The organism is Phytobacter massiliensis JC163, from assembly GCF_000321045.1.
In the GTDB taxonomy this organism is placed as follows: domain Bacteria; phylum Pseudomonadota; class Gammaproteobacteria; order Enterobacterales; family Enterobacteriaceae; genus Phytobacter_A; species Phytobacter_A massiliensis.
The window spans coordinates 96,369-121,306 of the sequence record NZ_HE578950.1 but is presented as its reverse complement, the minus strand read 5'-3'; the positions used below and the strand labels follow the sequence as shown (position 1 = coordinate 121,306).

Annotated in this window: 19 protein-coding genes, 1 pseudogene and 1 riboswitch; of the genes and pseudogenes, 12 read left to right on the top strand and 8 right to left on the bottom strand. The window is 55.6% G+C overall.

Annotated elements, in window-relative coordinates; translation table 11 throughout:
- Positions 1 to 43: 43 nt before the first annotated feature.
- Complete coding sequence (gene murI / locus ENTHG_RS22565; RefSeq protein WP_044185542.1) at positions 44 to 895, bottom strand: glutamate racemase; 852 nt, start codon at positions 893 to 895, stop codon at positions 44 to 46.
- Entirely contained in the window at positions 840 to 2,699 is a 1,860-nt protein-coding gene (gene btuB, locus ENTHG_RS22560) for a TonB-dependent vitamin B12 receptor BtuB (RefSeq protein WP_044185539.1), read from the bottom strand. The genes murI and btuB overlap by 56 nt, the downstream gene beginning before the upstream one ends.
- A gap of 66 nt (positions 2,700 to 2,765) precedes the next feature.
- Positions 2,766 to 2,945, bottom strand: a riboswitch (cobalamin riboswitch).
- 104 nt (positions 2,946 to 3,049) lie between these two features.
- On the opposite strand from btuB, the gene trmA reads away from it, so the two are divergent.
- Positions 3,050 to 4,150, top strand: coding sequence for a tRNA (uridine(54)-C5)-methyltransferase TrmA (gene trmA, locus ENTHG_RS22555; RefSeq protein WP_044185537.1), 1,101 nt, complete (start codon positions 3,050 to 3,052; stop codon positions 4,148 to 4,150).
- A gap of 44 nt (positions 4,151 to 4,194) precedes the next feature.
- On the opposite strand, the gene ENTHG_RS22550 is transcribed toward trmA, so the two are convergent.
- Together ENTHG_RS22550 and fabR are read right to left on the bottom strand one after the other, a co-directional pair.
- Positions 4,195 to 4,548, bottom strand: coding sequence for a YijD family membrane protein (locus ENTHG_RS22550; protein WP_044185534.1), 354 nt, complete (start codon positions 4,546 to 4,548; stop codon positions 4,195 to 4,197).
- Between the two features lie 10 nt (positions 4,549 to 4,558).
- On the bottom strand, positions 4,559 to 5,197 hold the full coding sequence (gene fabR / locus ENTHG_RS22545) for an HTH-type transcriptional repressor FabR (RefSeq protein ID WP_044185531.1): 639 nt from the start codon (positions 5,195 to 5,197) through the stop codon (positions 4,559 to 4,561).
- A gap of 196 nt (positions 5,198 to 5,393) precedes the next feature.
- Here fabR and sthA point away from each other — a divergent pair, with 196 nt between their 5' ends.
- A complete protein-coding gene (gene sthA / locus ENTHG_RS22540; RefSeq protein WP_044185528.1) occupies positions 5,394 to 6,794 on the top strand; it encodes a Si-specific NAD(P)(+) transhydrogenase in 1,401 nt (466 codons plus the stop codon).
- Here sthA and oxyR read toward each other — a convergent pair.
- The 4 genes from oxyR to argC all read right to left on the bottom strand — a co-directional run bounded on the left by oxyR (position 6,777) and on the right by argC (position 11,195).
- A complete protein-coding gene (gene oxyR / locus ENTHG_RS22535; RefSeq protein ID WP_044185525.1) occupies positions 6,777 to 7,694 on the bottom strand; it encodes a DNA-binding transcriptional regulator OxyR in 918 nt (305 codons plus the stop codon). The two genes, sthA and oxyR, sit on opposite strands and share 18 nt — an antisense overlap.
- A 276-nt stretch (positions 7,695 to 7,970) precedes the next feature.
- Positions 7,971 to 9,344 carry an argininosuccinate lyase gene (gene argH / locus ENTHG_RS22530; protein WP_044185523.1) on the bottom strand — a complete coding sequence of 458 codons (1,374 nt, stop codon included), beginning with the start codon at positions 9,342 to 9,344 and terminating at the stop codon, positions 7,971 to 7,973.
- 63 nt (positions 9,345 to 9,407) lie between these two features.
- Positions 9,408 to 10,184: an acetylglutamate kinase gene (argB, locus tag ENTHG_RS22525; protein ID WP_106403373.1), complete on the bottom strand. Its 777-nt coding sequence runs from the start codon at positions 10,182 to 10,184 to the stop codon at positions 9,408 to 9,410.
- A 6-nt stretch (positions 10,185 to 10,190) separates the two neighbouring features.
- Positions 10,191 to 11,195 carry an N-acetyl-gamma-glutamyl-phosphate reductase gene (gene argC, locus ENTHG_RS22520; protein ID WP_044185517.1) on the bottom strand — a complete coding sequence of 335 codons (1,005 nt, stop codon included), beginning with the start codon at positions 11,193 to 11,195 and terminating at the stop codon, positions 10,191 to 10,193.
- Between the two features lie 88 nt (positions 11,196 to 11,283).
- On the opposite strand from argC, the gene argE reads away from it, so the two are divergent.
- From argE to nagA, 10 genes and pseudogenes are all read left to right on the top strand, one after another.
- Positions 11,284 to 12,435: an acetylornithine deacetylase gene (argE, locus tag ENTHG_RS22515; protein WP_044185514.1), complete on the top strand. Its 1,152-nt coding sequence runs from the start codon at positions 11,284 to 11,286 to the stop codon at positions 12,433 to 12,435.
- Between the two features lie 259 nt (positions 12,436 to 12,694).
- On the top strand, positions 12,695 to 15,346 hold the full coding sequence (gene ppc / locus ENTHG_RS22510) for a phosphoenolpyruvate carboxylase (RefSeq protein ID WP_044185511.1): 2,652 nt from the start codon (positions 12,695 to 12,697) through the stop codon (positions 15,344 to 15,346).
- 113 nt (positions 15,347 to 15,459) lie between these two features.
- Positions 15,460 to 16,320, top strand: a complete 861-nt coding sequence (locus ENTHG_RS22505; RefSeq protein WP_044185509.1) for a helix-turn-helix transcriptional regulator — start codon at positions 15,460 to 15,462, stop codon at positions 16,318 to 16,320.
- A 224-nt stretch (positions 16,321 to 16,544) separates the two neighbouring features.
- Positions 16,545 to 17,207, top strand: a complete 663-nt coding sequence (fsa, locus tag ENTHG_RS22500; protein WP_044185506.1) for a fructose-6-phosphate aldolase — start codon at positions 16,545 to 16,547, stop codon at positions 17,205 to 17,207.
- Positions 17,208 to 17,261: 54 nt separating this feature from the next.
- Positions 17,262 to 18,365 carry a bifunctional L-1,2-propanediol dehydrogenase/glycerol dehydrogenase gene (gldA, locus tag ENTHG_RS22495; RefSeq protein WP_044185503.1) on the top strand — a complete coding sequence of 368 codons (1,104 nt, stop codon included), beginning with the start codon at positions 17,262 to 17,264 and terminating at the stop codon, positions 18,363 to 18,365.
- 135 nt (positions 18,366 to 18,500) lie between these two features.
- Positions 18,501 to 19,249: pseudogene (locus tag ENTHG_RS22490) on the top strand (DeoR/GlpR family DNA-binding transcription regulator).
- A 156-nt stretch (positions 19,250 to 19,405) separates the two neighbouring features.
- Positions 19,406 to 21,829: a glycyl radical protein gene (locus ENTHG_RS22485; protein WP_044185498.1), complete on the top strand. Its 2,424-nt coding sequence runs from the start codon at positions 19,406 to 19,408 to the stop codon at positions 21,827 to 21,829.
- A gap of 12 nt (positions 21,830 to 21,841) precedes the next feature.
- Entirely contained in the window at positions 21,842 to 22,756 is a 915-nt protein-coding gene (locus tag ENTHG_RS22480; protein ID WP_044185497.1) for a glycyl-radical enzyme activating protein, read from the top strand.
- Between the two features lie 9 nt (positions 22,757 to 22,765).
- Complete coding sequence (nagB, locus tag ENTHG_RS22475; RefSeq protein ID WP_044185494.1) at positions 22,766 to 23,500, top strand: glucosamine-6-phosphate deaminase; 735 nt, start codon at positions 22,766 to 22,768, stop codon at positions 23,498 to 23,500.
- Positions 23,501 to 23,513: 13 nt separating this feature from the next.
- Positions 23,514 to 24,656, top strand: a complete 1,143-nt coding sequence (nagA, locus tag ENTHG_RS22470) for an N-acetylglucosamine-6-phosphate deacetylase (RefSeq protein WP_044185491.1) — start codon at positions 23,514 to 23,516, stop codon at positions 24,654 to 24,656.
- The last annotated feature ends 282 nt before the right edge of the window (positions 24,657 to 24,938 follow it).

Here is a 24,938-nt window from a genome sequence, read left to right as displayed (position 1 = left end):
TTCAAAAAATTTTCCGACCGTCTCTTTTTTGTGCAAAAAGAGCTTAAACCGCCAGTTTTTCCAGCGTTTCGAAGCCGTAACGCTGTAAAACGGGCAATAAAAGTACAGTTTCCGGCGTCATCGCCATGCAGTACGCCACATTCGCCGCCGTTGATTTAGCGTCTGGCGCTTCATGTTCCAGCAACCAGGCCGTGCGACGGGCAATTGCCGCACCGGAATCCACCATTCGCGTCCCTTCCGGTAACACCTGCAACAGCTCGTCCTGCAATAAAGGGAAGTGTGTACAGCCTAAAACAACGGTATCTGGCGGTTCCTGCATCCGAAGCCACGGGCGTAGAATGCGTTTGAGTTCATCCAGCGGCACGGGCTTGCCATGAAGCTTCGCTTCGGCGAGCTCGACCATCTCCGCAGAACCCAGCATCTCTATCTGGCATTCATTAGCAAAGCGGGAGATAAGCTCATGGGTATAAGGTCGCTTAACCGTGGCGCGGGTGGCCAGCAGCCCTACAACGCCATTCGCCGTTAAGCGCGCCGCAGGCTTGATAGCGGGCACCACGCCCACTACCGGAAAAGCGAATTTTTCACGCAGGGCAGGCAGCGAAACGGTGCTGGCGGTATTGCAGGCGATAACGGCAAGCGCCAGGGGGTGCTGCGCCTGAACCGCAGCGATAATCTCGACGACCCGCTCAACGATAAACGCTTCGCTTTTTTCCCCATAAGGAAAAGCGACGTTATCGAAAGCGTAGATATAATGCAGATCCGGCAGGAGTTGCCGGATCTCGTCATAAACCGATAGCCCGCCCACGCCAGAGTCAAACACCAGCACGGTGGGCCGTGGTTTAGAAGGTGTAACTGCCAGACAAGGTGTATTCCCGTCCTGCAGATTGATAGCCATAGACTGTCTCGTAATCTTTATCGAACAGGTTGGCTATTTTACCACGAACTGTAAGGCTGGAGGTGACAGGATAGGAAAGAGTTACATCCCACAGACTCACGCCGCCCAGTTTAATGTCACGCGAGGGCGAAGCATCAAAGTCGGTATCGTAGCGTTCGCCGATATACTGGTAGGTCACATCCCAGCCAAGATCATACACCTGGCCGCTGAGGTTATATTTAACCTGCTGCTTCGCCCGGCGTTTGAGGTGCGCATCCGTTTCATCATCGCGCGGGTCTACATACTGTAGCGTCAGACGATGATCCACCGGCCCGGTAGTCACGCTTCCGGTCCACTCAACTCCCTTAATGGTGGCGGACTTCACGTTTAAGTAGGCGTCATTATCGTAATCAATAAGGTTCTGAATCTTGTAACGATAAGCGGACAGCCGCCAGTCCAGCGGGCCGGTCAGCCCCTCCAGGCCCGCTTCCCACTGCTTCGACTCTTCCGGTTTGAGGTTCGGGTTAGAGGCGATGCCGAAACGTTCTGCGCCAAATTGCTGGCCCAGCGAGGGGGCAAGGAAGCCCGTACCGTAAGAGAGCGTCGCGCGATAGCCATCCACGAACTCCCAGCCCGCAGCGGTTTGCCAGGTGCCATGCCAGCCGAACTGGTCATCATGATCTTCACGCCCGGACGCTTCCAGCGTCACGCTGTCAATTTGCTGCTGACCCGTCAGGTACAGCCCCGTATTATCACGCTTATAGGTGTCTTTCGCCGGATCGCCAAGCCAGGTTTCGCCATAAGAAGTGAGCTTCTCCTGCTTCCAGTCCACGCCTGCGCTGACTGAACCATGCCCGACTTCAACGTTATTGCCCCACTGAATATAACGTTGCTCCATGTCATCCAACGTTGTTCCGCTTTCATAACGTCCATTCTGGCTACTGTAGTTGTAATCTTTAATGCGCTGATAGTTGGCGATCAGCTGTGAGGAATAGATGCCGGAATTAAAGCGCATCCCGGTATCCCAGGACTGGTTATAGAGCTGATGCTCGTCACCGCCGCCGTCATAGCCGTAGCTTCCCTGATCGTAGTCGGCATTGTCGGTATAGCCATAGCCACGGAAGAAGCCGGCAAAATTGTCGTTAAACCGGTGTTCAATGCCGCCCCAGAACTGCTTGCTGCGGTAGCCGTCGCGATCGCTATCGCCTGCATAAGGTGAATCCGGCTGAACGTTAAAACCCTTCGTCGACTGGTAAGCGCCCGCCGCGGTGACCACGGTATCGCCAAAACGGTGATGAAGCGTGCCCTCGTACTCCTGGTAGCCATTTGACCCGACGCCTGCGTCAATCCGGGCACGATCTTCACCACCACGGGTAATAATATTAACGACCCCGCCAATCGCCCCTGAACCATAAACCGCAGAACGTGGCCCGCGAATGTATTCAATACGCTGGACCAGTGAAACCGGAATTTGATCGATGTCGGAACTGTTGCTGATGCCGGGACGCGCAAGCGGAATGCCATCCACCAGCACCAGCACATGGCGTGCCTCTGTTCCACGTACAAATAAAGAGGAGGACTGACCCATACCGCCATTTTGCGCAATATCCACCCCAGGCAGGCGGCGCATTACGTCAAGAATGGTTTTAGATTGCCATTTATCGATATCGGCTTTCGTCACGACTTCTGTCGGCGCCAGTACGGTATTAACAGGTTGCTGAAAACGATTTGCGGTGACAACCAGCGTATCCGGGCCGCTATCCTGCGCCCAGCCAGAAAATGCCGTGACGGACAGGGCCGTCATCAGCGAAGCTTTTTTAATCATTGTGAAAGCATCCACAAAATAGTAAGGATGCCGCAGGCTTCATGCATAGCACGCGATAATGAAACCAAATGCGACGTAATACCGGCAGGTCTTCGGGCTGGGTGGCGTTTTATGGATGAAGACTTCCCACATTATTTTGCAGTGTCTACAACTTTCATCCCGCCAGTCTTTACCGCTGCGCGTCAGCTCCAGATTTCCACTGGATTCCCTTTTCACTCACAGGAGACCGGAAACAGAATGCTACAATTAGATACGTATGGATGTCCAGACTGCTATTCAGCATTAAGGCTGGACATCCCCTGAGCAATCCCTACAATCCCCGCGTTATTGTCCACTACTCAGGAAGCATAATGACCCCCGAACATCTGCCGACAGAACAGTACGAAGCGCAACTGGCTGAGAAAGTTGTACGTCTGCAATCAATGATGACGCCTTTTTCCGCGCCTGTTCCGGAAGTGTTTCGTTCGCCGGTGAGTCATTACCGCATGCGTGCTGAGTTCCGTCTGTGGCATGACGGGGACGACCTCTACCACATCATTTTCGATCAGCAAACCAAAAGCCGCATTCGCATTGACGCGTTTCCGGCAGCGAGCGAACTGATTAACGAACTGATGACGGCGATGATAGCCGGGCTGCGCGGTAATCGCGTCCTGCGCCATAAGCTCTTCCAGATAGATTATCTGACCACCATGAGCAACCAGGCCGTTGTGTCACTGCTTTATCATAAAAAGCTTGATGATGAGTGGCGTCGGGAAGCGGAAGCGCTGCGTGACGCATTGCGCGCGCAAAACCTGAATGTGCATCTGATTGGCCGCGCTACGAAAACTAAAATCGCCCTTGACCAGGACTATATTGACGAGCGCCTGCCCGTTGGCGGCAGGGAGATGATCTATCGTCAGGTAGAAAACAGCTTCACGCAGCCTAATGCGGCGGTAAACATTCAGATGCTTGAGTGGGCGCAGGCTGCGACAAAAGATTCAGTCGGCGATTTGCTGGAGTTGTACTGCGGCAACGGCAACTTTTCGCTGGCGCTGGCGCGAAATTTCGATCGCGTGCTGGCGACGGAAATCGCCAAACCGTCGGTGGCGGCGGCGCAATACAATATTGCGGCTAACCATATTGATAACGTGCAGATAATCCGCATGTCGGCGGAGGAGTTCACCCAGGCGATGAACGGAGTGCGCGAGTTCAACCGTCTGCAGGGCATTGACCTGAAAGGCTACAACTGCGAGACGATTTTTGTCGATCCGCCGCGTAGCGGGCTGGATAGCGAAACCGAGAAGATGGTGCAGGCTTACCCGCGAATTCTGTATATCTCCTGTAACCCGGAGACGCTGTGTAAGAACCTGGAGACGCTTAGCCAGACGCACACGGTGGAACGCCTGGCGCTATTCGATCAGTTCCCCTACACCCATCATATGGAGTGTGGCGTGCTGCTGAGCGCGAAATAGCGCCACGCATCGGCATAGCGCCGGATGCGCGACGCCTGTCAGGCCTACAGCGTCTGGCTACGGTTGCGCATTTTGAAGCCAATCCAGAATACCAGGATCACAGACAGCACCGCTGGCAGGAAGTTAGAACCGATATCCGGATATTCCGCGCGTACCACGGTGCTGTAAAGCAGCACACCGAGGATAAAACAGGCGGCGGCCAACCCTGGCAACCCCACCGGCATGGTACGGTTCTGGTAGCGCTGATGCAGGCAGTAAACTGTCAGCACCAGCGAAATAATCGGGAAGACGGAAAACGGCACGATCGAGCTAAAAAGCGCGGCAAATGTGCCGTTGACGGAAAGGCCGGCGATCAACGCCAGCAACAACGTACCTTTATCTTGACCTGAATGTTTCATTACTCATCCTTCACTCATCGGTTTGGTGCGCCAGTTTCTCTTGTTCGCGGCGATACCAGTAATAGGCCCCTTTGGAAATCATCCTCAGTTGCAATACCAGCCGCTCTTCTAATTGCCTGCGTTGTTCGATGCTGACATCCAGCGCCTCGGCGCCAGCGTTGAAAACAATGGTAACCATCGCCTCGGCCTGCGCTTCGGTGAACGCACGCGGCATATGATTTTCGAGTTCAAGGTAGTCGGCAAGTTCCGCAATAAAATGCTGTATTTCACGCGCTACGGCGGCACGAAACGCGGCAGAGGTGCCCGAACGTTCCCGCAGCAGCAGGCGAAACGCGTTCGGGTTATTGCCGATAAATTCCATAAACGTGGAGACAGAAGTACGAATAACGCTGCCGCCCTTCGCGATACGCTGACGCGCCTGGCGCATCAGCTGGCGCAGCATTAAACCGCTCTCGTCGACCATGGTCAGGCCAAGCTCATCCACATCGCGGAAATGGCGATAAAAGGACGTCGGGGCAATACCCGCTTCCCGCGCGACTTCGCGCAGGCTCAAACTGGCGAAACTCCGCTCCGCGCTCAGCTGGCTGAATGCCGCCTCTACCAGCGACCGCCGGGTTCTCTCTTTTTGTTGCGCTCTTACGCCCATCACGATGCTTGAATCCTTCCGCAGACCTGCTGGCACTATACCAGAGAATAAAACTAACCGGATTGTACCGGATTGTGAATGATTGTTTACGCGCTCTTTCTGCTTCTATGGATGAAAAAAGCACAACGATAATTGGGTTATCCCGGCAATGATGTTAGTATTATGTTGCTTTTATGTATAAGAACAGGTAAGCCTTGTCATGCCACATTCCTACGATTACGACGCAATAGTTATAGGCTCTGGACCCGGCGGTGAAGGTGCCGCAATGGGCCTGGTCAAACAGGGAGCCCGGGTAGCCGTCATTGAGCGCTACCATAATGTGGGCGGCGGATGCACCCACTGGGGAACTATCCCTTCCAAAGCGCTTCGCCATGCGGTCAGCCGTATTATCGAATTTAATCAGAACCCTTTATACAGCGACCATTCCCACCTTCTCCGTTCCTCTTTCGCCGATATTCTTAACCACGCCGACAGCGTTATTAACCAGCAGACACGCATGCGGCAGGGCTTTTATGAGCGCAACCGCTGTGAAATCCTGCAGGGCGACGCCCATTTTATCGACGCGCACACCCTGGCGCTGGAGTGCCCGGACGGCTCGGTTGAAACCCTCACCGCCGAGAAGTTCGTTATCGCCTGCGGCTCCCGTCCCTATCACCCGGACGACGTCGATTTCACCCATGAGCGCATTTATGACAGCGACTCGATTCTCAATATGCATCATGAACCCCGCCATGTGATCATCTATGGCGCCGGGGTGATCGGTTGCGAATATGCATCGATCTTCCGGGGTATGAATGTCAAAGTCGATCTGATCAACACCCGCGATCGCCTGCTGGCTTTCCTCGATCAGGAGATGTCAGACTCCCTCTCCTACCACTTCTGGAATAGCGGCGTCGTTATTCGTCACAATGAAGAGTATGAGCAGATTGAAGGCATGGATGACGGCGTTATCGTGCACCTGAAATCCGGCAAAAAAGTGAAGGCGGACTGCCTGCTCTACGCCAACGGCCGCACCGGTAATACCGACAGCCTGCAGCTGGAAAATATCGGACTTGATACCGATAGCCGCGGCCAGCTGAAGGTCAACAGCATGTACCAGACCGCGCTGCCGCATATTTACGCGGTGGGCGACGTCATCGGCTATCCGAGCCTGGCCTCGGCCGCCTACGATCAGGGCCGTATCGCCGCGCAGGCGCTGGTAAAAGGCGAAGCCACCGCGCACTTGATTGAGGACATTCCTACCGGCATTTACACCATTCCGGAAATCAGCTCCGTGGGCAAAACCGAGCAGCAGCTTACGGCGATGAAAGTGCCTTATGAGGTGGGGCGCGCGCAGTTCAAGCATCTGGCGCGGGCGCAGATCGTCGGTATGAACGTTGGCACGCTCAAAATCCTGTTCCACCGGGAAACGAAAGAAATTCTGGGCATTCACTGCTTTGGCGAGCGCGCGGCCGAAATTATTCATATCGGCCAGGCGATTATGGAGCAGAAAGGCGGTGGCAACACCATTGAGTACTTCGTTAACACCACCTTTAACTACCCAACCATGGCGGAAGCCTATCGGGTAGCGGCGCTGAACGGCTTAAACCGCCTGTTTTAACGCGTTGTCAAAATGGCCATCCATCGCGCCACGGATGGCCTCCGCCAGCTGCTCGTAACGGCTGCGTAGCGGTGAGCCAGGGCGATAAACCAGGCCAATCGTACGGCGCGGCTCCGGTTTAATGCAGGGCAGATAGACTACGCCGTCGCGCACTCTTTCACGCGGCACCGCCAGCGCGGGCAGCAGGGTAATGCCGCTGCCTGCGGCTACCATATTGCGCAGCGTTTCAAGGCTGGTCGCGCGGAAGTGGGTATCTTCATCGGCACCCGCTTCAAAGCAGAAACCCATCGCCTGATCGCGCAGACAGTGGCCATCTTCCAGCATCAGCAGTTTTTCACCCGCCAGGTCGGACATCGGTACGCGGTCACGATTAGCCCACGGATGATCTGCATAAATCGCCAGCATCATCGGCTCATCAAAGAGCGGCACCTCGATAAAGGCTTCGCTTTCTTTCACCAGCGCGAGGATCGCGCAATCCAGCTTACCGCTGTCCAGCTGCGCCAGTAACTGGTGCGTCTGCGCTTCGTGCAGATACATTTCCAGTTTCGGGAAGGTCTGGTGCAGCATCGGGATAATGTGGGGCAACAGATAGGGTCCAACGGTCGGAATTAAGCCAATATGCAGCGGGCCGGACATCGTCTCCCCCTGCTGGCTTGCCATTTCCTTGAGCACTTTGACCTCGCGCAGCACGGTGCGCGCCTGATCCACCAGCAGCAGACCAGCCTGAGTGAAGAGCACTTTGCGGCTGGTACGCTCAAGGAGCATGACGCCCAGCTCATCTTCCAGTTTGCGGATTTGTCCGCTCAGGGTGGGCTGGCTTACGTGGCAGGAATCCGCTGCGCGGCGAAAGTGGCGGTGTTCGGCTAACGCCACCAGGTATTCAAGATCACGAATATTCATTATTCATCCTCCGTCGCCACGATAGTTCATGGCGATAGATAGAATAGCAATGAACGATTATCCCTATCAAGCATTCTGTTCAATAATTAACACCAGAAACGAAGCGGAAGTTATTACCCCTGAAAGCTACTGTTTCTCTCTGAACAACTAAAGCCAACGTGAACATTTTGCGGACCTTAGCGTCCGCTTTTTTTTGCCTGTAATAAAAGCAAAAAGGCAACATCTGTTGCCTTTAGTTTATTCGGTGAAACGCCTTACCCGGGCTATCAGCGGAGATCAAACCAGGCGGTTTTTCGCATCCGCAATCGCCTGCGCTACCTGCTGCGGCGACACCCCGCCTTTCGCAGCACGCTTATCCAGGCAGGATTGCAGCGACAGAATCGGGTAGACATCGTCTGCAATCGTCGGGCTAAATTTCTGCAAATCCGCCAGCGCCAACTCTTCCAGCGGTTTGCCCTGACGAATAGCCTCGACCACCGCCTCGCCCACGATATGGTGCGCTTCGCGGAACGGTACGCCTTTCGCAACCAGATAATCCGCCAGCTCGGTGGCGTTGGCATAGCCCTGCTGCGCCGCTTCCTGGCAGCGCGGACGCTTCACCTGAATGCCGTCGAGCACCAGCGCCGCCATATGCAGGCAGTCCAGCCAGGTATCGAGCGCATCGAACAGCCCTTCTTTATCTTCCTGCATATCTTTGTTGTAGGCCAGCGGCAGCCCTTTCAGGGTCATCATCATGCCCGTCAGCGCACCCTGCACGCGGCCGCATTTACCGCGGATGAGCTCCAGCGCATCCGGGTTTTTCTTCTGCGGCATTAATGAAGAGCCGGACGTAACGCGATCGGACAGCTCCACGAACCCCGCCTCGCCGGTGTTGAAGAAAATCAGGTCTTCGGCGAAACGCGAGAGATGCACCATGCCGATGGAGGCGTCAGAAAGCAGCTCCAGCACGTGGTCACGATCGGAAACCGTGTCCAGGCTGTTGCGGGTCGCGCTGGCAAAACCCAGCCAGCCCGCCAGCTGTTCACGATCAATCTCATACGCGGTGCCTGCCAGCGCGCCGCAGCCCAGCGGGCTGACATCCAGGCGCTTAAGCGTATCCTGCAGACGGCTTTCATCACGGGCCAGCATTTCGACATAGGCCAGGCACCAGTGGGCAAAGGTGACAGGCTGCGCGCGTTGCAGGTGGGTATAGCCCGGCATCACCGCGTCCTGGTTATTTTCTGCCGTGGCGACCAGCGCGCTCTGCAACTGACGATTCGCCGCCAGCAGCTCCGCCACCGTATCTTTACACCACAGTTTCAGATCGGTCGCAACCTGGTCATTACGGCTGCGCCCGGTATGCAGTTTTTTACCCAACTGCCCGACTTTGGCGATAAGCTTGCCTTCTACCCAGCTGTGGATATCTTCCGCGTCGCTCTCAAGGATTTGCTGCGGATTCGCCCGCACCTCTTCCAGCAGCACGTTCAACGCCTCTTCCAGCTGTTGCTGCTCGTCAGTAGTCAGAACGCCGACGGTAACCAGCGCTTTGGACCAGGCCACAGAGCCAACGATATCCTGCTCCGCCAGGCGATAGTCGAAGCGCAAAGAGTCGTTGAACTGTTTGAACCGTTGATCCGCTGCCTGAGTAAAACGCCCACCCCAAAGTGCCATAACCTGCTTCCTTAAATTCGTTAGTTCCGCCGGCTGCCCGGCCTGTGATAATTCGCTAAAGAGTTACGCCAGAATGCGCGTGCCGATCGGCGTGCCGTTAAACAGCGCCGGGAGCTGATCTGCATGACGCCAGGAGGCGATATCCACCGGACGGCCCAGCGTGCGCGCCGCGTCGAGCGCCGCGTTCACTTTTACAACCATCCCATCGGTAATGATACCCTGATCGATCAGCTGTTCGGCTTTGGCGGCGGTCATTTCAGCAATACGCTGGCCTTTGCCATCAAGAATACCGCTTACGTCAGAGAGCAGAATCAGGTCAGCGCCCAGCGTTGACGCCAGCGCCGTCGCGGCCTGGTCGGCGTTGACGTTCATCAGTTGCCCCTCGTCCGTAACGCCAATAGAGCTGATGACCGGCAAAAAGCCCCCCGCCAGCAGCGCGTTGATTAAATCAGGCGAACCCGGCTGCGCCAGCCCAACGTGCCCCAGCTCTTCGTCAAGCTGAGTGACTTTGACGCTGTCACCGTCGCCCAGATAGAGACCGACAGAGGGTAACTGATGTTTTTTCGCCCACGCCAGCAGGGTTTTGTTCGCCGTCCCCGCCAGCGCGCCGGTAATAATGTCGATCTGGTCGGCCGGAGTGACGCGCAGGCCATTTTTCTTCTTCACCGGCAGATTAAGCTGTTTCATCAGCTCATCCACCACGCAGCCACCGCCGTGCACAATCACCAGCGGGCGCTGGTGCGACTGGCGATAATTAACCAGTGCGGTAAACAGACGCCCCAGCGCTTCTTCGCTGTCCAGCAACACGCCGCCAAGTTTAATAATTAATGGATTCATCATCGCACCTCAAATAAGAGACTGCGTTTCGGGGTAGCCGAAACGAATATTCGCACACTGCATTGCCTGGGCGGCAGCGCCTTTCAACAGGTTGTCTTCGGCTGCGACAACAATCAGATGTTCGCCCTGTACGGCAAAGCCGATATCGCAGAACGGCAGCCCCACCACGTTTTTCAACGCCGGGACGCCTTTTTCATACAGACGCACCAGCGGTTTATCCGCGTAGGCCTGCTGATAGAGGCTGGCAATCTGCGCATGGGTTACGCCAGGCTTCAGGCGACAGGTGATGGTCTCCAGAATGCCGCGCGGGAAGCTGCCCAGGTGCGGAGTAAAAATCACATCGGCACCCAGGTGGGTGGTGATTTCCGGGTGGTGGCGATGGTTAAACACACCGTACGGCTGCAGGCTCACTTCGCAGAAGCTGTTGGAAATCGCCGCTTTGCGCCCCGCCCCGCTTACCCCGCTGGTGGCGTTAATCACCGGCCACTGATTCAGGTCCAGCACGCCCGCGTCAATCAGCGGCTTGAGAGCGAGCTGGGCCGCCGTCGGGTAGCAGCCAGGCACGGCAACAAGCGCCGCCTCTTTGAGTTTTTCGCTGCTCCACTCCGCCAGGCCATAGACCGCCTGTTCCAGCAGTTCAGGATGCTGATGAGTGAAGCCGTAATATTTTTCGTAGAACCCGGCATCATTGACGCGAAACGCGCCGGAGAGATCAAACACCACGCAGCCAGCTGCGAGGAACTGTGGCGCCAGGTCATGGCTGACCTCATGGGCGGTCGCCAGAAACACCACGTCTACGCCGTCGGTAAAGGCGCTAATGTCTGACATCGGCTGCAGCGGCAGGTCGACAATGCCTTTCAACTGCGGATGCAAATCCGAGATTAGCTTTCCTGCATCATTGCTTTGCGCTGACACGGTCAAAGCGGTTATGGTCATATGAGGATGGCGATTCACGTAGCTTACAAGCTCAGCGCCCGCATAACCGCTAGCGCCCACAATCAGCGTATTCAACATCGGGTTCCTTTATGCTCAACGTTAATGTATTTTTATTCACATTTAATGCATGAATATTGATACTATCACGACCTAAGGTGTGTCAACAATGAAAATGAACTTACCGCCATTTATCGAGATTTACCGCGCCCTGATTGCCACGCCGTCGATCAGCGCAACGGAAGAAGCGCTCGATCAGAGTAATGAGGCTTTAATCAATCTGCTGGCAGGCTGGTTCAGCGATCTCGGCTTTAAGGTGGAAGTCCAGCCCGTCCCCGGCACACGCAATAAGTTTAATCTGTTGGCCAGCGCTGGCGAGGGTGCCGGCGGCCTGTTATTAACCGGCCATACCGATACGGTTCCGTTCGATGATGGGCGCTGGACCCGCGATCCGTTCACCCTGACCGAGCACGATAATAAACTCTACGGTCTGGGCACCGCCGACATGAAAGGCTTCTTCGCTTTCATCCTCGACGCCTTGCGTGACGTAGACGTGACGCAGCTAAAGAAACCGCTCTATGTGCTGGCTACCGCCGATGAAGAGACCAGCATGGCGGGCGCGCGCTACTTTTCAGAAAATACGCAGCTGCGTCCGGATTGCGCCATTATCGGCGAACCGACCTCCCTACAGCCGGTGCGCGCCCACAAAGGGCATATTTCCAATGCGATCCGCGTTCTTGGCCAGTCGGGCCACTCCAGCGACCCGGCTCGGGGCGTCAATGCGATTGAGCTGATGCACGACGCGATTGGTCACATCCTGCACCTGCGTGACCACCTGAAAGAGCGCTATCACTACGAGGCCTTCACCGTCCCTTACCCCACGCTTAACCTGGGCAGTATTCACGGCGGCGACGCCTCTAACCGTATTTGTGCCTGCTGCGAGCTGCATATGGATATCCGCCCGCTGCCGGGAATGACCCTCGACGATCTGAACGGCCTGCTCAACGAGGCGCTGGAGCCGGTAAGCAGTCGCTGGCCCGGCCGCCTGACGGTAGCCGAACTTCATCCGCCGATTCCGGGATACGCATGCCCGCCGGACCATCAGCTTGTGGAGGTGGTGGAAAAATTACTGGGCGTAGAGACCGAGGTGGTGAACTACTGTACCGAAGCGCCGTTTATCCAGACCCTGTGCCCGACGCTGGTGCTGGGGCCGGGCTCGATCAACCAGGCTCATCAGCCTGACGAATATCTTGAGACCCGCTTTATCAAGCCCACCCGCGAACTGATTACCCAGGTGGTTCATCACTTCTGCTGGCATTAAACCCCGCCCCTCGCCTGCCCGGGCGAGGGGTTCAATAGCGCGATCCGCATCACACTCTCATAAGTATCGCTTATCAGACCGGAAGCGAATTAAATTTCGTAAATTGCGCGAATTTATTCGTTTGCTGAAGCGATTTCGCCGTAATTGACGTCGTGGGTTTTACGTGGCTTTATAAAAGACGGTGTCTGATATCCACCCAGGTCACATTTTTGGGCGGTGGGTATAACAAAATAAAATGAGATGGGGTGTCTGGGGTAACATGAACGAACAATATTCCGCTTTGCGTAGTAATGTCAGTATGCTCGGCAAACTGCTGGGAGATACCATCAAGGATGCGCTGGGAGAGAACATTCTCGACCGGGTAGAAACAATCCGTAAGCTGTCCAAATCTTCCCGTGCAGGGAATGAGGCCAACCGTCAGGAGTTGCTTAACACGCTGCAAAACCTGACGAATGATGAGTTATTGCCGGTAGCCCGCGCTTTCAGCCAGTTCCTGAATCTTGCGAATACCGCCGAGCAGTACCACAGCATTTCGCCAAAAGGCGAAGCCGCAAATAATCCGGAAGTTATTGCCCGCACCCTGCGCAAGCTGAAAGATCAGCCCAATCTTAACGAAGAAACCATCAAAAAGGCGGTAGAGTCGCTTTCGCTGGAGCTGGTGCTGACGGCCCACCCAACCGAAATTACCCGCCGTACGCTGATCCACAAAATGGTGGAAGTGAACAACTGCTTAAAGCAGCTGGACAACAAAGATATCGTCGATTACGAACGCAACCAGCTGATGCGCCGCCTGCGCCAGCTGATCGCGCAGTCATGGCACACTGATGAAATCCGCAAACATCGTCCCAGCCCGGTAGACGAGGCGAAATGGGGCTTTGCCGTAGTGGAAAACAGCCTGTGGGAAGGGGTGCCGAACTACCTGCGGGAACTGAACGAGCAGTTGGAAGAGAATCTCGGCTACAAACTGCCGGTCGATTTTGTCCCGGTGCGTTTTACCTCCTGGATGGGCGGCGACCGCGACGGCAACCCGAACGTCACCGCCGATATTACCCGCCATGTGCTGCTGCTGAGCCGCTGGAAAGCCACCGACCTGTTCCTGAAAGATATCCAACTGCTGATTTCCGAACTCTCAATGGTGGAGTGCACGGATGAACTGCGTGAGCTGGTGGGAGATGAAGGGGCGCAGGAGCCGTATCGCTACCTGATGAAAAAACTGCGCACGCAGCTAATGGCGACGCAAACCTGGCTTGAAGCGCGCCTCAAAGGTCAGAAGCTGCCGAAACCGGCTGGCCTGCTGACCCAGAATGAACAGCTGTGGGAGCCGCTGTACGCCTGTTATAAATCACTGCAGGCCTGCGGGATGGGCATCATCGCCAACGGCGAACTGCTCGATACCCTGCGCCGCGTGAAGTGTTTCGGCGTGCCGCTGGTGCGCATCGATGTGCGCCAGGAGAGCACCCGCCATACCGAGGCGCTGGGCGAACTGACCCGCTATCTTGGCATCGGCGACTATGAAAGCTGGTCAGAAGCCGACAAACAGGCGTTCCTGATCCGCGAACTGAATTCCAAACGTCCGCTGCTGCCGCGTAGCTGGGAGCCAAGCGAAGAGACCCGTGAGGTTATCGACACCTGCAAAGCGATCGTCGAAGCGCCGAAAGGATCGGTGGCGGCCTACGTGATCTCTATGGCGAAGACCCCGTCCGATGTGCTGGCGGTACACCTGCTGCTGAAAGAGGCGGGCATCACCTTTGCGCTGCCGGTCGCGCCGCTGTTTGAAACGCTGGACGACCTGAATAACGCCGACGATGTAATGACCCAGTTGCTGAACATCGACTGGTATCGCGGCTTTATCCAGGGCAAGCAGATGGTCATGATTGGCTACTCTGACTCGGCAAAAGACGCGGGCGTAATGGCTGCCTCCTGGGCGCAATACCAGGCGCAGGATGCCTTAATCAAAACCTGTGAGAAAGCGGGTATTGAGCTGACCCTGTTCCACGGGCGCGGCGGCTCTATCGGTCGTGGCGGCGCGCCAGCGCATGCGGCGCTGCTCTCGCAACCGCCGGGTAGCCTGAAAGGCGGCCTGCGCGTGACCGAGCAGGGGGAGATGATCCGCTTCAAATATGGTCTGCCTGAAGTCACCATCAGCAGCCTGTCGCTCTACACCAGCGCCATTCTGGAAGCCAACCTGCTGCCGCCGCCGGAGCCGGAAGATAGCTGGCGTCATATTATGGATGAGCTGTCCACTATCTCCTGCGATATGTACCGTGGCTACGTGCGTGAAAACAAAGATTTTGTGCCGTACTTCCGTTCCGCCACGCCGGAGCAGGAACTGGGCAAACTGCCGCTCGGCTCGCGTCCGGCTAAGCGTCGCCCGACCGGCGGCGTTGAGTCTCTGCGCGCTATTCCGTGGATCTTCGCCTGGACGCAAAACCGCCTGATGCTGCCGGCCTGGCTGGGCGCAGGCGCGGCGCTGCAAAAAGTAGTAGAAGACGGTAAACAGAGCGAACTGGAGGCAATGTGCCGCGACTGGCCGTTCTTCTCTACCCGCCTGGGGATGCTGGAGATGGTCTTCTCCAAAGCCGACCTGTGGCTGGCAGAGTACTACGATCAGCGCCTGGTGAAACCGGAGCTGTGGGGTCTGGGCGAAGAGCTGCGCAAGCTGCTGGAAGCGGATATCAAAGTGGTGCTGGACATCGCTAACGACTCCCACCTGATGGCGGATCTGCCGTGGATTGCCGAGTCCATCCAGCTGCGTAACATCTACACCGACCCGCTGAACGTGCTGCAGGCTGAATTGCTGCACCGCTCCCGTAAAGCGGAAGAGGAAGGCAAAGAGCCGGACCGTTGCGTTGAGCAGGCGCTGATGGTCACCATCGCGGGCGTTGCCGCCGGGATGCGTAACACCGGTTAATTGCTCCCTCTTTTAGCGCTCTGCGGGTTTGTCAGTAAAATCAGGTCACACCGGGTGTGGCCTTTTTTTATGCCGCCCGTTAAGGTTGTCGCTCAAGCGCAAGGAAAGAGACCATGAACCACGACATCAGCCACCTTCTCTCCCGCCTGCTTAGCGGTCCTGCGTCGCTGCGGCAAATCTGTTTCGCCACCGGTACCGGGCCCGCGCCCGCGCTGGCGCAGCAGGTGGATTTCCCCCGGCTGGAGATTGTGCTGGACGGCGCGCTAAAGGATACGGGCATTGCTGGCGAGAACGCGTTAATGACCGAACAGGACGTGCTCTACGTGCCCGCAGGCGGATGGAATTTTCCGCAGTGGCAGGCCCCTGCCACCACGCTGAGCATTCTTTTTGGCAAGCAACAATTAGGTTTTAGCGTCATGCGCTGGGACGGTACGGCGTTACACAATCTGGCGAAGCAGCATGTGGCGCGGCGCGGACCGCGTATCGGCTCATTTTTATTGCAGACCCTGCATGAGATGCAAATGCAGCCTAAAGAGCAGCAAACCGCGCGGCTGATTGTCGCCAGTCTGCTGAGCCACTGCCAGGATCTGCTCGGCAGCCATATCCAGACCGCCTCCCGAAGTCAGGCGCTTTTCGAGGCTATTCGTGACTATATCGACGATAATTACGCGCTGCCGCTAACCCGCGAGTCCGTGGCGCAGTCGTTTTATATCTCACCGAATTACCTGTCGCATCTGTTTCAAAAAACCGGGGCCGTTGGCTTTAATGAATACCTGAATCACACCCGGCTGGAACATGCCAAGACGCTATTAAAAGGCTATGACCTTAAAGTGAAAGAGGTGGCCCACGCCTGCGGCTTTGTCGACAGCAACTACTTCTGCCGCCTGTTTCGCAAAAATACCGAGCGCTCGCCTTCGGAGTATCGCCGACACTACCATAGCCAGCTGATGGAGAAGGATACAGATCAGCAGTAAAGTGCTCTTTACTGGATTTTTGTAATACAGCGTCTCCGTAAGCGTCTTATTAATCGTAGGAAAAGCCCGGTGATTAGCCGTCCTGCATCAAAATATGATGCAGATCACACTTTTCTCTTCACCTTACATTTATCCAGTTTTTGGCATAATTGTCGCGTAGCGCAACGCCCTGTCTCACTCTTATTCTGTGTTCAGACAATTATTCGGGAATAAGAGGAATCATCATGGAACTGTATCTGGACACTGCCAACGTTAAAGAAGTTGAGCGCCTGGCGCGTATTTATCCGCTGGCCGGCGTCACCACTAACCCCAGCATCATCGCCGCAGGCAAAGAGGCCATCTGGGACGTGCTGCCGCGCCTGCAGAAAGCCGTGGGCCCGGAAGGCATCTTATTCGCCCAGGTGATGAGCCGTAGCGCGGAAGGCATGGTGGAAGAAGCAAAACGGCTGAGCAATGCCGTACCGGGTATCGTGGTGAAAATTCCCGTAACCTCCGAAGGCCTCGCTGCCATTAAGCTGCTGAAAAAAGAAGGCATTCCTACACTTGGCACCGCCGTCTACAGCGCGTCACAGGGCCTGCTGGCCGCGCTGGCGGGGGCAAAATATGTCGCGCCGTATGTCAACCGCGTCGACGCCCAGGGCGGCGACGGCATCCGTATGGTGCAGGAGCTGCAATCACTTCTGGAAATGCACGCGCCGGAAAGCAAAGTGCTGGCCGCCAGCTTCAAAACTCCGCGTCAGGCGCTCGACTGCCTGCTGGCCGGATGTGAAGCAATCACCCTTCCTTTAGATGTAGCGCAACAAATGCTCAATACACCTGCGGTAGAGTCCGCTATTGAGAAGTTTGAGCAGGACTGGAATAACGCTTTTGGCAATCTAAACCTGTAAACCTGGCAGAGAGCCGCGTAACGGCGGCTCGATAAGCCAGAATGGAGGAAACGTATGGACCGCATTATTCAATCCCCAGGTAAATATATCCAGGGTGCAGACGTTATCACCCGTATCGGCGACTATCTCAAACCGCTGGCGGAAAGCTGGCTGGTAGTTGGCGATAAGTTTGTTTTAGGCTTCGCGCAGGAAATGCTGCAAAAAAGTCTGGCGGATGCCGGGCTGAAATGTGAAGTGGTCGCCTTCGGCGGCGAATGCTCACAAAATGAAATCAACCGTCTGCGTGGTATCGCGGAAAGCGCCAGCTGCGGCGCGGTGCTCGGCATCGGCGGCGGTAAAACTCTTGATACCGCTAAAGCGCTGGCACACTACATGAGCGTACCGGTTGCCATCGCGCCGACCATCGCCTCCACCGACGCCCCGTGCAGCGCGCTCTCCGTCATTTACACCGATGACGGCGAGTTCGACCGCTATCTGCTGCTGCCCAATAACCCGAACCGCGTGATTGTCGACACCAAAATCGTTGCGGGCGCGCCTGCACGTCTGCTGGCCGCAGGTATCGGCGATGCGCTGGCAACCTGGTTCGAAGCCCGTGCCTGCTCCCGCAGCGGCGCTACCACCATGGCGGGCGGGCAGTGCACCCAGGCGGCGCTGGCGCTGGCCGAGCTGTGCTACAACACCCTGCTGGAAGAGGGTGAAAAAGCAATGCTGGCGGCTGAGCAGCATGTCGTGACCCCGGCGCTGGAACGCGTTGTGGAAGCGAATACCTACCTGAGCGGCGTCGGCTTTGAAAGCGGCGGTCTGGCGGCGGCGCATGCGATCCATAACGGCTTGACCGCTATCCCTGACGCACACCACTACTACCACGGCGAGAAAGTGGCGTTTGGTACGCTGGCACAGCTGGTGCTGGAGAACGCGCCGGTAGATGAAATCGAAACCGTCGCCGCGCTGTGCCATGCGGTCGGTCTGCCGATCACCCTGTCGCAGCTGGATATTATGGAAGATATCCCCGCCAAAATGCGTATCGTCGCCGAAGCCGCCTGCGCAGAAGGCGAAACCATTCACAATATGCCCGGCGGCGCGACGGCAGATCAGGTTTATGCCGCCCTGCTGGTGGCCGATCAGTACGGCCAGCGCTTCCTGCAGGAGTGGGAATAACGCCTCTGCACTCCCGGCTCTCGCCGGGAGTGTTCTTTTATGTTCCTTTCATCCGATATTGCCGCCACGAAAGCTGTGCTTTATAGTGCTTTTTTCCCTTAGCGGACCCTCATCATGCAATCATCAGACAGAAGAATGAGCATTTACGCCATTCTGCAGCAGGAAAAAAAGTCGTTGTTAATGAGCTGGCAGAGAAATTCGGCGTCACCAAAATGACGATTCGCCGCGATCTCTCTTTCTTCGAAAAACAGGGCATTGTCAAAACAACCTATGGCGGCGCCTATCTGACTAGCGGGGCCAGCGTCGAGCCAAGTTTTCAGCTGAAATCGGTGCAGATGGTTGATGATAAGCACCTTATCGGCCAGAAAGCGGCAGAACTGGTGGAAGATGGCGATACGGTTATCATCGACTGCGGCACTACGGCGCTGGCCTTCACCCAGTTCTTATTCGACAAAAAAATCATGGTTATCACCAACTCCGTGCCGGTTATCAACCTGCTGAAAGGGCGACGCAACATCAAACTTATTGTCGCGCCGGGCGAATATGAAGACGACACCCAGGGCATGATCTCCTTCAGCACCGCCGACTTCTTTAGCACGCTGCATGCCGACAAGGTGTTCGTCAGCACCCAGGGCATCAATGAAAAAGGCGAGCTGACGGTGCCAAAAATGGCCGATGCCCATGTTAAACAATCGCTTATGAAAGCAGGTCGGCAAAAAATCCTGCTGGCGGACAAAAGCAAATTTGGCCAGACCTTTCTTGCCGGACATGCCCGACTGGCCGATTTCGATATTATTATCAGCCAGAGCGGTCTCGCCGCGGACGCCCTCGCCCTGCTAAACAGCCACCCCGCTGAACTCATCCTGGCCGATGCCGCCAGTTAATCTCTTGCGCCCACCATGGGCGCTTGTGTTTTTGTGCTATTTTATGTTCGATCTAGATTCATTTGTGACTAAAAGAACAAAATAGATCATTTCTTGATTGACAAAAACACACCTCAGGCGTGAAATACTTTTACCCCTTCTCGCATTGAGGTCTTTATGAACGGATTACTGAGCTTCAAACCTACCAACAACGATTGTGACTTTGACCGTATCGCCAAAAAACAGGATCAAATGTTCCATCGTGTCGCCACTATCTGCCCGGAACGCGCGGAAATCATTACAGAATCGTTTAAACGGTCGGAAGGTAAACCGATCGTCATTCGTCGTGCGCTGGCGCTGGCGGACATTCTGGACAAAATGAGCATCTACATTGAGCCGGATATGCTCATTGTCGGTAACCAGGCGAGCGCCAATTTCGCCGCGCCGGTTTTCCCCGAGTATTCCTTTAACTGGGTGATAGAAGAGCTGGATGAGTTTGATAAACGCTCCGGCGACAGTTTTCAGGTAAGCGAAGAGACCAAAGCGCGCCTGCGCGTGCTGCAGGATTACTGGCAGGGTAAAACCCATCAGGACGAAGTGCTGGCTAACCTGCCGCAGATTAACCGCCTGGCGGAAAAACAGGGCGTTCTGCACCGCGGGGGCATCAGCATGTCCGGCGACGGCCACATTATCCCTAACCACGACTTCGTGCTGGAAGTGGGCTACAGCGGTATGCGTGATATCGCTAAACAACACCTGGCGGAAGACGCCAACCTGACCGACGAACAAAAAGATTTTTATCAGGCCGTTATCATCACCATGGAAGCGGCGCTGAATTACTGCAAACGCTTCTCCGCGCTGGCTAAAGAAGAAGCAGAAAAAACCGCTGATGCTAAGCGTCGCGGCGAGCTGCTGGCGATGAGCGAAATGTTTGCCCACCTGATGGAAGGCAAAGCGCGCAATTTCTGGGAAGCGGTAGAGACGGTCTACCTGACCCACCTGCTGATGATGATCGAGAGTAACGGTCACTCCTTTTCTTTTGGCCGCTTCGACCAGTACGTCTGGCCCTACTACGAGGCAGATATCAAAGCTGGCGTTATCAGCAAAGAGAAGGCGCTGGAAATCCTTACCCACTTCTTCATCATGACCAACAGCCTGAACAAAGTTCGTCCGTGGGGCCATACCCAGTACAGCGGCGGCTACCCGCTCTATTCCAACCTGATGGTTGGCGGTATGAAACCGGACGGCACTGACGGCACTAACGATCTCTCCTATCTGTCTCTGGAAGCCATGGCGCTGACCGGCCTGCCGGAACCTAACCTGAGCGTGCGTTTTTCAAAAGATACCCCGCACTCGCTGATGCAGGACGCGGCAAAACTGATCCGTAAGGGCTTCGGGATGCCGTCGATTTTCTGCGACGAAGTGGTTATTCCGGCGATGATGACCCTGGGCCTGAGCGAAGAAGTCGCACGCGAATATGCCTCGATGGGCTGCGTGGAAACCGCTATTCCGGGTCGCTGGGGCCACCGCGCCACCGGTATGACCTACGTAAACTTCGGCAAAATTCTTGAGCTGGTCATGAATAACGGGTGCGATCCGGCAACCGGCGTTCAGTTGGTGAAAGTGAACGGTAAAGAAGGCCGCGAAATTAACTACGCCTCCTATGATGAAGTCTGGGCGGCATGGAACCAGCTGCTGGAGTTCTACTCCGACCTGGCAGTGGACTGCGACCTGGTCTGCGACCGCGCGCTGAAATATCACGACGCCGACGCCTTCGCGTCCGCGACCATCAACTGCTCGCTGGAACGTGGCAAGACGCTGAAAAACGGCGGCGCGGAGTATGACTTCGTCAGCTCCTCGAATATCGGGCCGTCCGTGGTAGGCGACAGCCTGGCGGCAGTGAAAAAACTGGTCTTTGATGACAAAGTACTGACGCTGAAACAGCTGCGCGATGCGATGGACAACAACTTCGAGGGCATTGAGGGTGCGCGCGTACGTAAGCTGTGCCGCAACGCGCCGAAGTTCGGTAACGATATCGACTATGTAGATAACATTGTCGCGGATGTCTTCGAGTCCTATCTCAAACTGCTGCCGAAATATAAAACGGATCGCTATGGCAAAGGACCAAAAGGCTGCGGCTACACCATGTCCACCTCCAACATCACCTCTTACGTGCCAAACGGTTTTGATGTGGGCGCAACGCCGGATGGCCGCCTTGCGACGATGCCGCTTAACGAAGGGGCGTCTCCGTGCCTCGGCGCGGACAAAGAGGGCCCGACGGCGGTAATTAACTCCATCGCCAAACTGCCTAACCAGAAAATTGCCGGTGGCCAGCTGCTGAACATGAAGTTCACCCCGAGCGCGCTGGAAGGCGACGATAACCTGGAGAAATTCACCAACTTTATGGAAGCCGGACGGGTGAAAAATATCTTCCACAACCAGTTCAACATCATTGATTCGAACATCCTGCGGGCGGCAAAAGCGCACCCGGAAGATTATCCGAACCTGATGGTACGCGTCGCTGGATATTGCGCCCTGTTCTCCACGCTGATGCCGGAAGCGCAGGATGCGATTATCGCCCGTACCGAACTGGCATGGTAAGCGTGAGGTAATATGAAAACTGGCCTGATTTCCCGTATTCAACGTTATTCCACCAAGGACGGCCCGGGGCTGCGCAGTACGGTGTTTATGCAGCAGTGCAACCTGCGCTGCCAGTGGTGCGCGAATCCGGAAACGCTCAGGTCAGGTTTCAATGTCTTCTGGTTTAAGGAAAGGTGCCGCCAGTGCGGCACCTGCGTGCAGGCGGCGGCGAACAACGCCATCACCTTTGCCGAACCCGGCCAGGGCGTGGTGATTGACCGTAAACACTGCACTAACCTGCTGGATATGGTCGATGCCTGTCCCTACGACGCCTATGAAAAAGTCGGCAAGGAGATGACCTCGCAGGCACTGGCAGACCTGCTGCTGCGGGATAAAGCGTTTTACGACGAAAGCGGTGGCGGCGTGACCTTTTCCGGCGGCGAGCCAGCGTTGCAGGCGGAGTTTGTCAGCGAAACCGCGCGTATCCTCAGCGCAGCGGGCGTCCATATTTGTCTCGACACTGCGGGTAATATACGCCGCGACAAGCTGATGCCGCTGGTCGAAGCTGTGGATATGGTTTCTTACGATTTCAAAGCCTTTGACCCGGAAATCCACCTCGCCTGTACCGCCGTCGATAACCGCCTGATCCTTGAGAACGCGAAAACGATCGCGGCAATGGGCAAACCGATCCTGGCGCGCATGGTGATCGTGCCGACCCGCAACGATCAGCCGGAAGATATCCGTAAACGGCTCGATTTTATCCGCAGCCTGGGCAGCGCCGTACAGCAGGTCGATATTCTCGAATATCACATTTACGGCATCGGCAAATACGAAAAGCTCGGTATGCCCTATCTGCTGCACGATATTCCGCCCGTGCAACGCGACATGATCGAACAGATAAAACAGTACGCCGAAGAGATTGGCCTGAAGGCGACCATCGGCGGCTAAGGAAAAAAGATGCTGAACTTTATTTTTACCCAGTCATACGAAGAGATGAGCGCGCTCGCAGCAGAGCGCGTGGTGAAAGCGCTTAAGCGTAAGCCGGATTTAGTCATGGCCCTTCCCACGGGCGGCACGCCGGTTGGCCTGCTGGCAGAGATGAGCCGCCTGGCGCAGGAAAAGCAGGCGGATTTTTCCCGTGCTTTTTCATTTAATATCGACGAATACATCCCGCTGAAAAAAGACGATCCCCAAAGCTATTACTGGTTCCTTGACCACCATTTCTATCAGCACGCCAATTTACCGCTGGAAAATCGTTTTGTGCCCGACGTGCTGGCGAAAGACCTGCGTGAAGAGTGCGCCCGCTATGAGCGCGCGATTGTCGAACACGGTGATTTCGATATGACTGTTCTCGGCATCGGCCACGACGGCCACATTGGTTTTAATGAGCCTCATGCCACCCACAGCCCGGTTTGCCATGTTATCGATCTCAATGAAGAGACGATTGAAGCCAACGCGCGCTTCTTCTCACGCCGGGAAGATGTGCCGCGCCAGGCCATCACACTCGGGATGGGCACCATTCTGAAGAGTAAAGAGATTGTGCTGATTGCCAACGGCAAATCTAAAGCGCAGGTCATGAAGCAGCTCTACGATTGCACGGCCATCGACCCGATGTTCCCGGCCTCGTTCCTGCTGCTGCATCCGAATGTCACCATTATCTGCGACAGCGAAGCGGCATCGCTGATTGCCTAACTGAGGTGAGCTTATGATCATCCAAAGTGAACGTGTCTGGCTTTCCGGCGGGTTTTACCCGGCGAACATCACCGTAGAAGAGGGGCGTATCAGCCATATCGCCCTGGGGCTGACGCGCCACGCCACGCATGATTTCGGTACGCGGCGCATCATCCCAGGCCTGATTGACAGCCACGCTCATGGCGGATGGGATTACGACACCAATGAAAACGACGCGGAAGGCCTGCGCCGCTGGGCGGCAAATCTTCCGGCGGAAGGGGTAACGGCATTTTGCCCAACTACCGTTACGGATGAAGACGCTACGCTGCTGGCGGCGCTGGAAAATATCTCCCGCGTGATGGATGAAGGCAACGCGGGCGCGGAGATCCTCGGCGTCCATTTCGAAGGCCCCTTCCTGTGCCAGAAGTATCGCGGCGCGCAGCCGGAAAAACAGATCCGTCCGGCAAGCATCGCGCAGTTCCAGGCTTTCGAGAAGGCGGCGAATAACCGCATCATCGCGATTACGCTGGCACCGGAAGAAGATGCCGATCTCGCCCTCACCCGCTACTGCGCGCAGCGGGGGATCGTGGTTAACATGGGCCATTCGGACGCCTCTTTTGAACAGGTGCTGGAGGCTGTCGCCAACGGCGCGAAAAACGTCACGCATGTTTATAACGGAATGGCGAAATACGTGAACCGCGAACCGGGCCTGCTCGGTGCGGCATTCCGTCTGGATGGGCTCTATGGCGAAGTGATTGGCGACGGTATTTTCGTCAGCCTGGTCTCGGCCTCGCACCTTTATCGGCTCAAAAACGATGACTATGTCATTATGATCAGCGACTCAATGAAATCAAAAGGTTGCGCGCCGGGGCGGTATATGTTCGGCGGCGAACCGATGATTTTAGGCGAAGACGGCGCAACGCGGCGCGAAAATGGCGTACTTGTTGGCAGCACGCTACATCTCAATCGTGGGTTGTACAATATGGTGGAGAAGGCGATGGTGCCGTTTGGCGCGGCGCTGAAATCCTGCACCATTAACCCGGCTCGCCTGTTAGGACTCGACGATCATAAAGGCAAGCTTCAGCGCGGCTTTGATGCAGACATTGTTGTGCTGGAAGATGATTACCAGGTGAATACAACGTTCTGTAAAGGCATTATCGCCTGGTCAGTTAATTAAACTTTTCTGCACACCCGCTTTTTTGCAGGCGGCCATTTTTACAATGGCTGCCTTTTCCTGCTTTCCAAATAAATAACATAAAAATCAATTACTTAAAGTGAGATTAAGTTAACAAACTTATTTACTTCACCCCTTTAAGATAACCCTTCATTTATAAGGTATTTATTTTTCCAAAGAAGTATTTCCAGAAATACTTGTAGCTCAGTCACGGTCTGGCTCATCCCGGCTTAATCAATTTTTATAATTTATAGGGAAAGAAAATGAATATTTTGGGTTATCTAC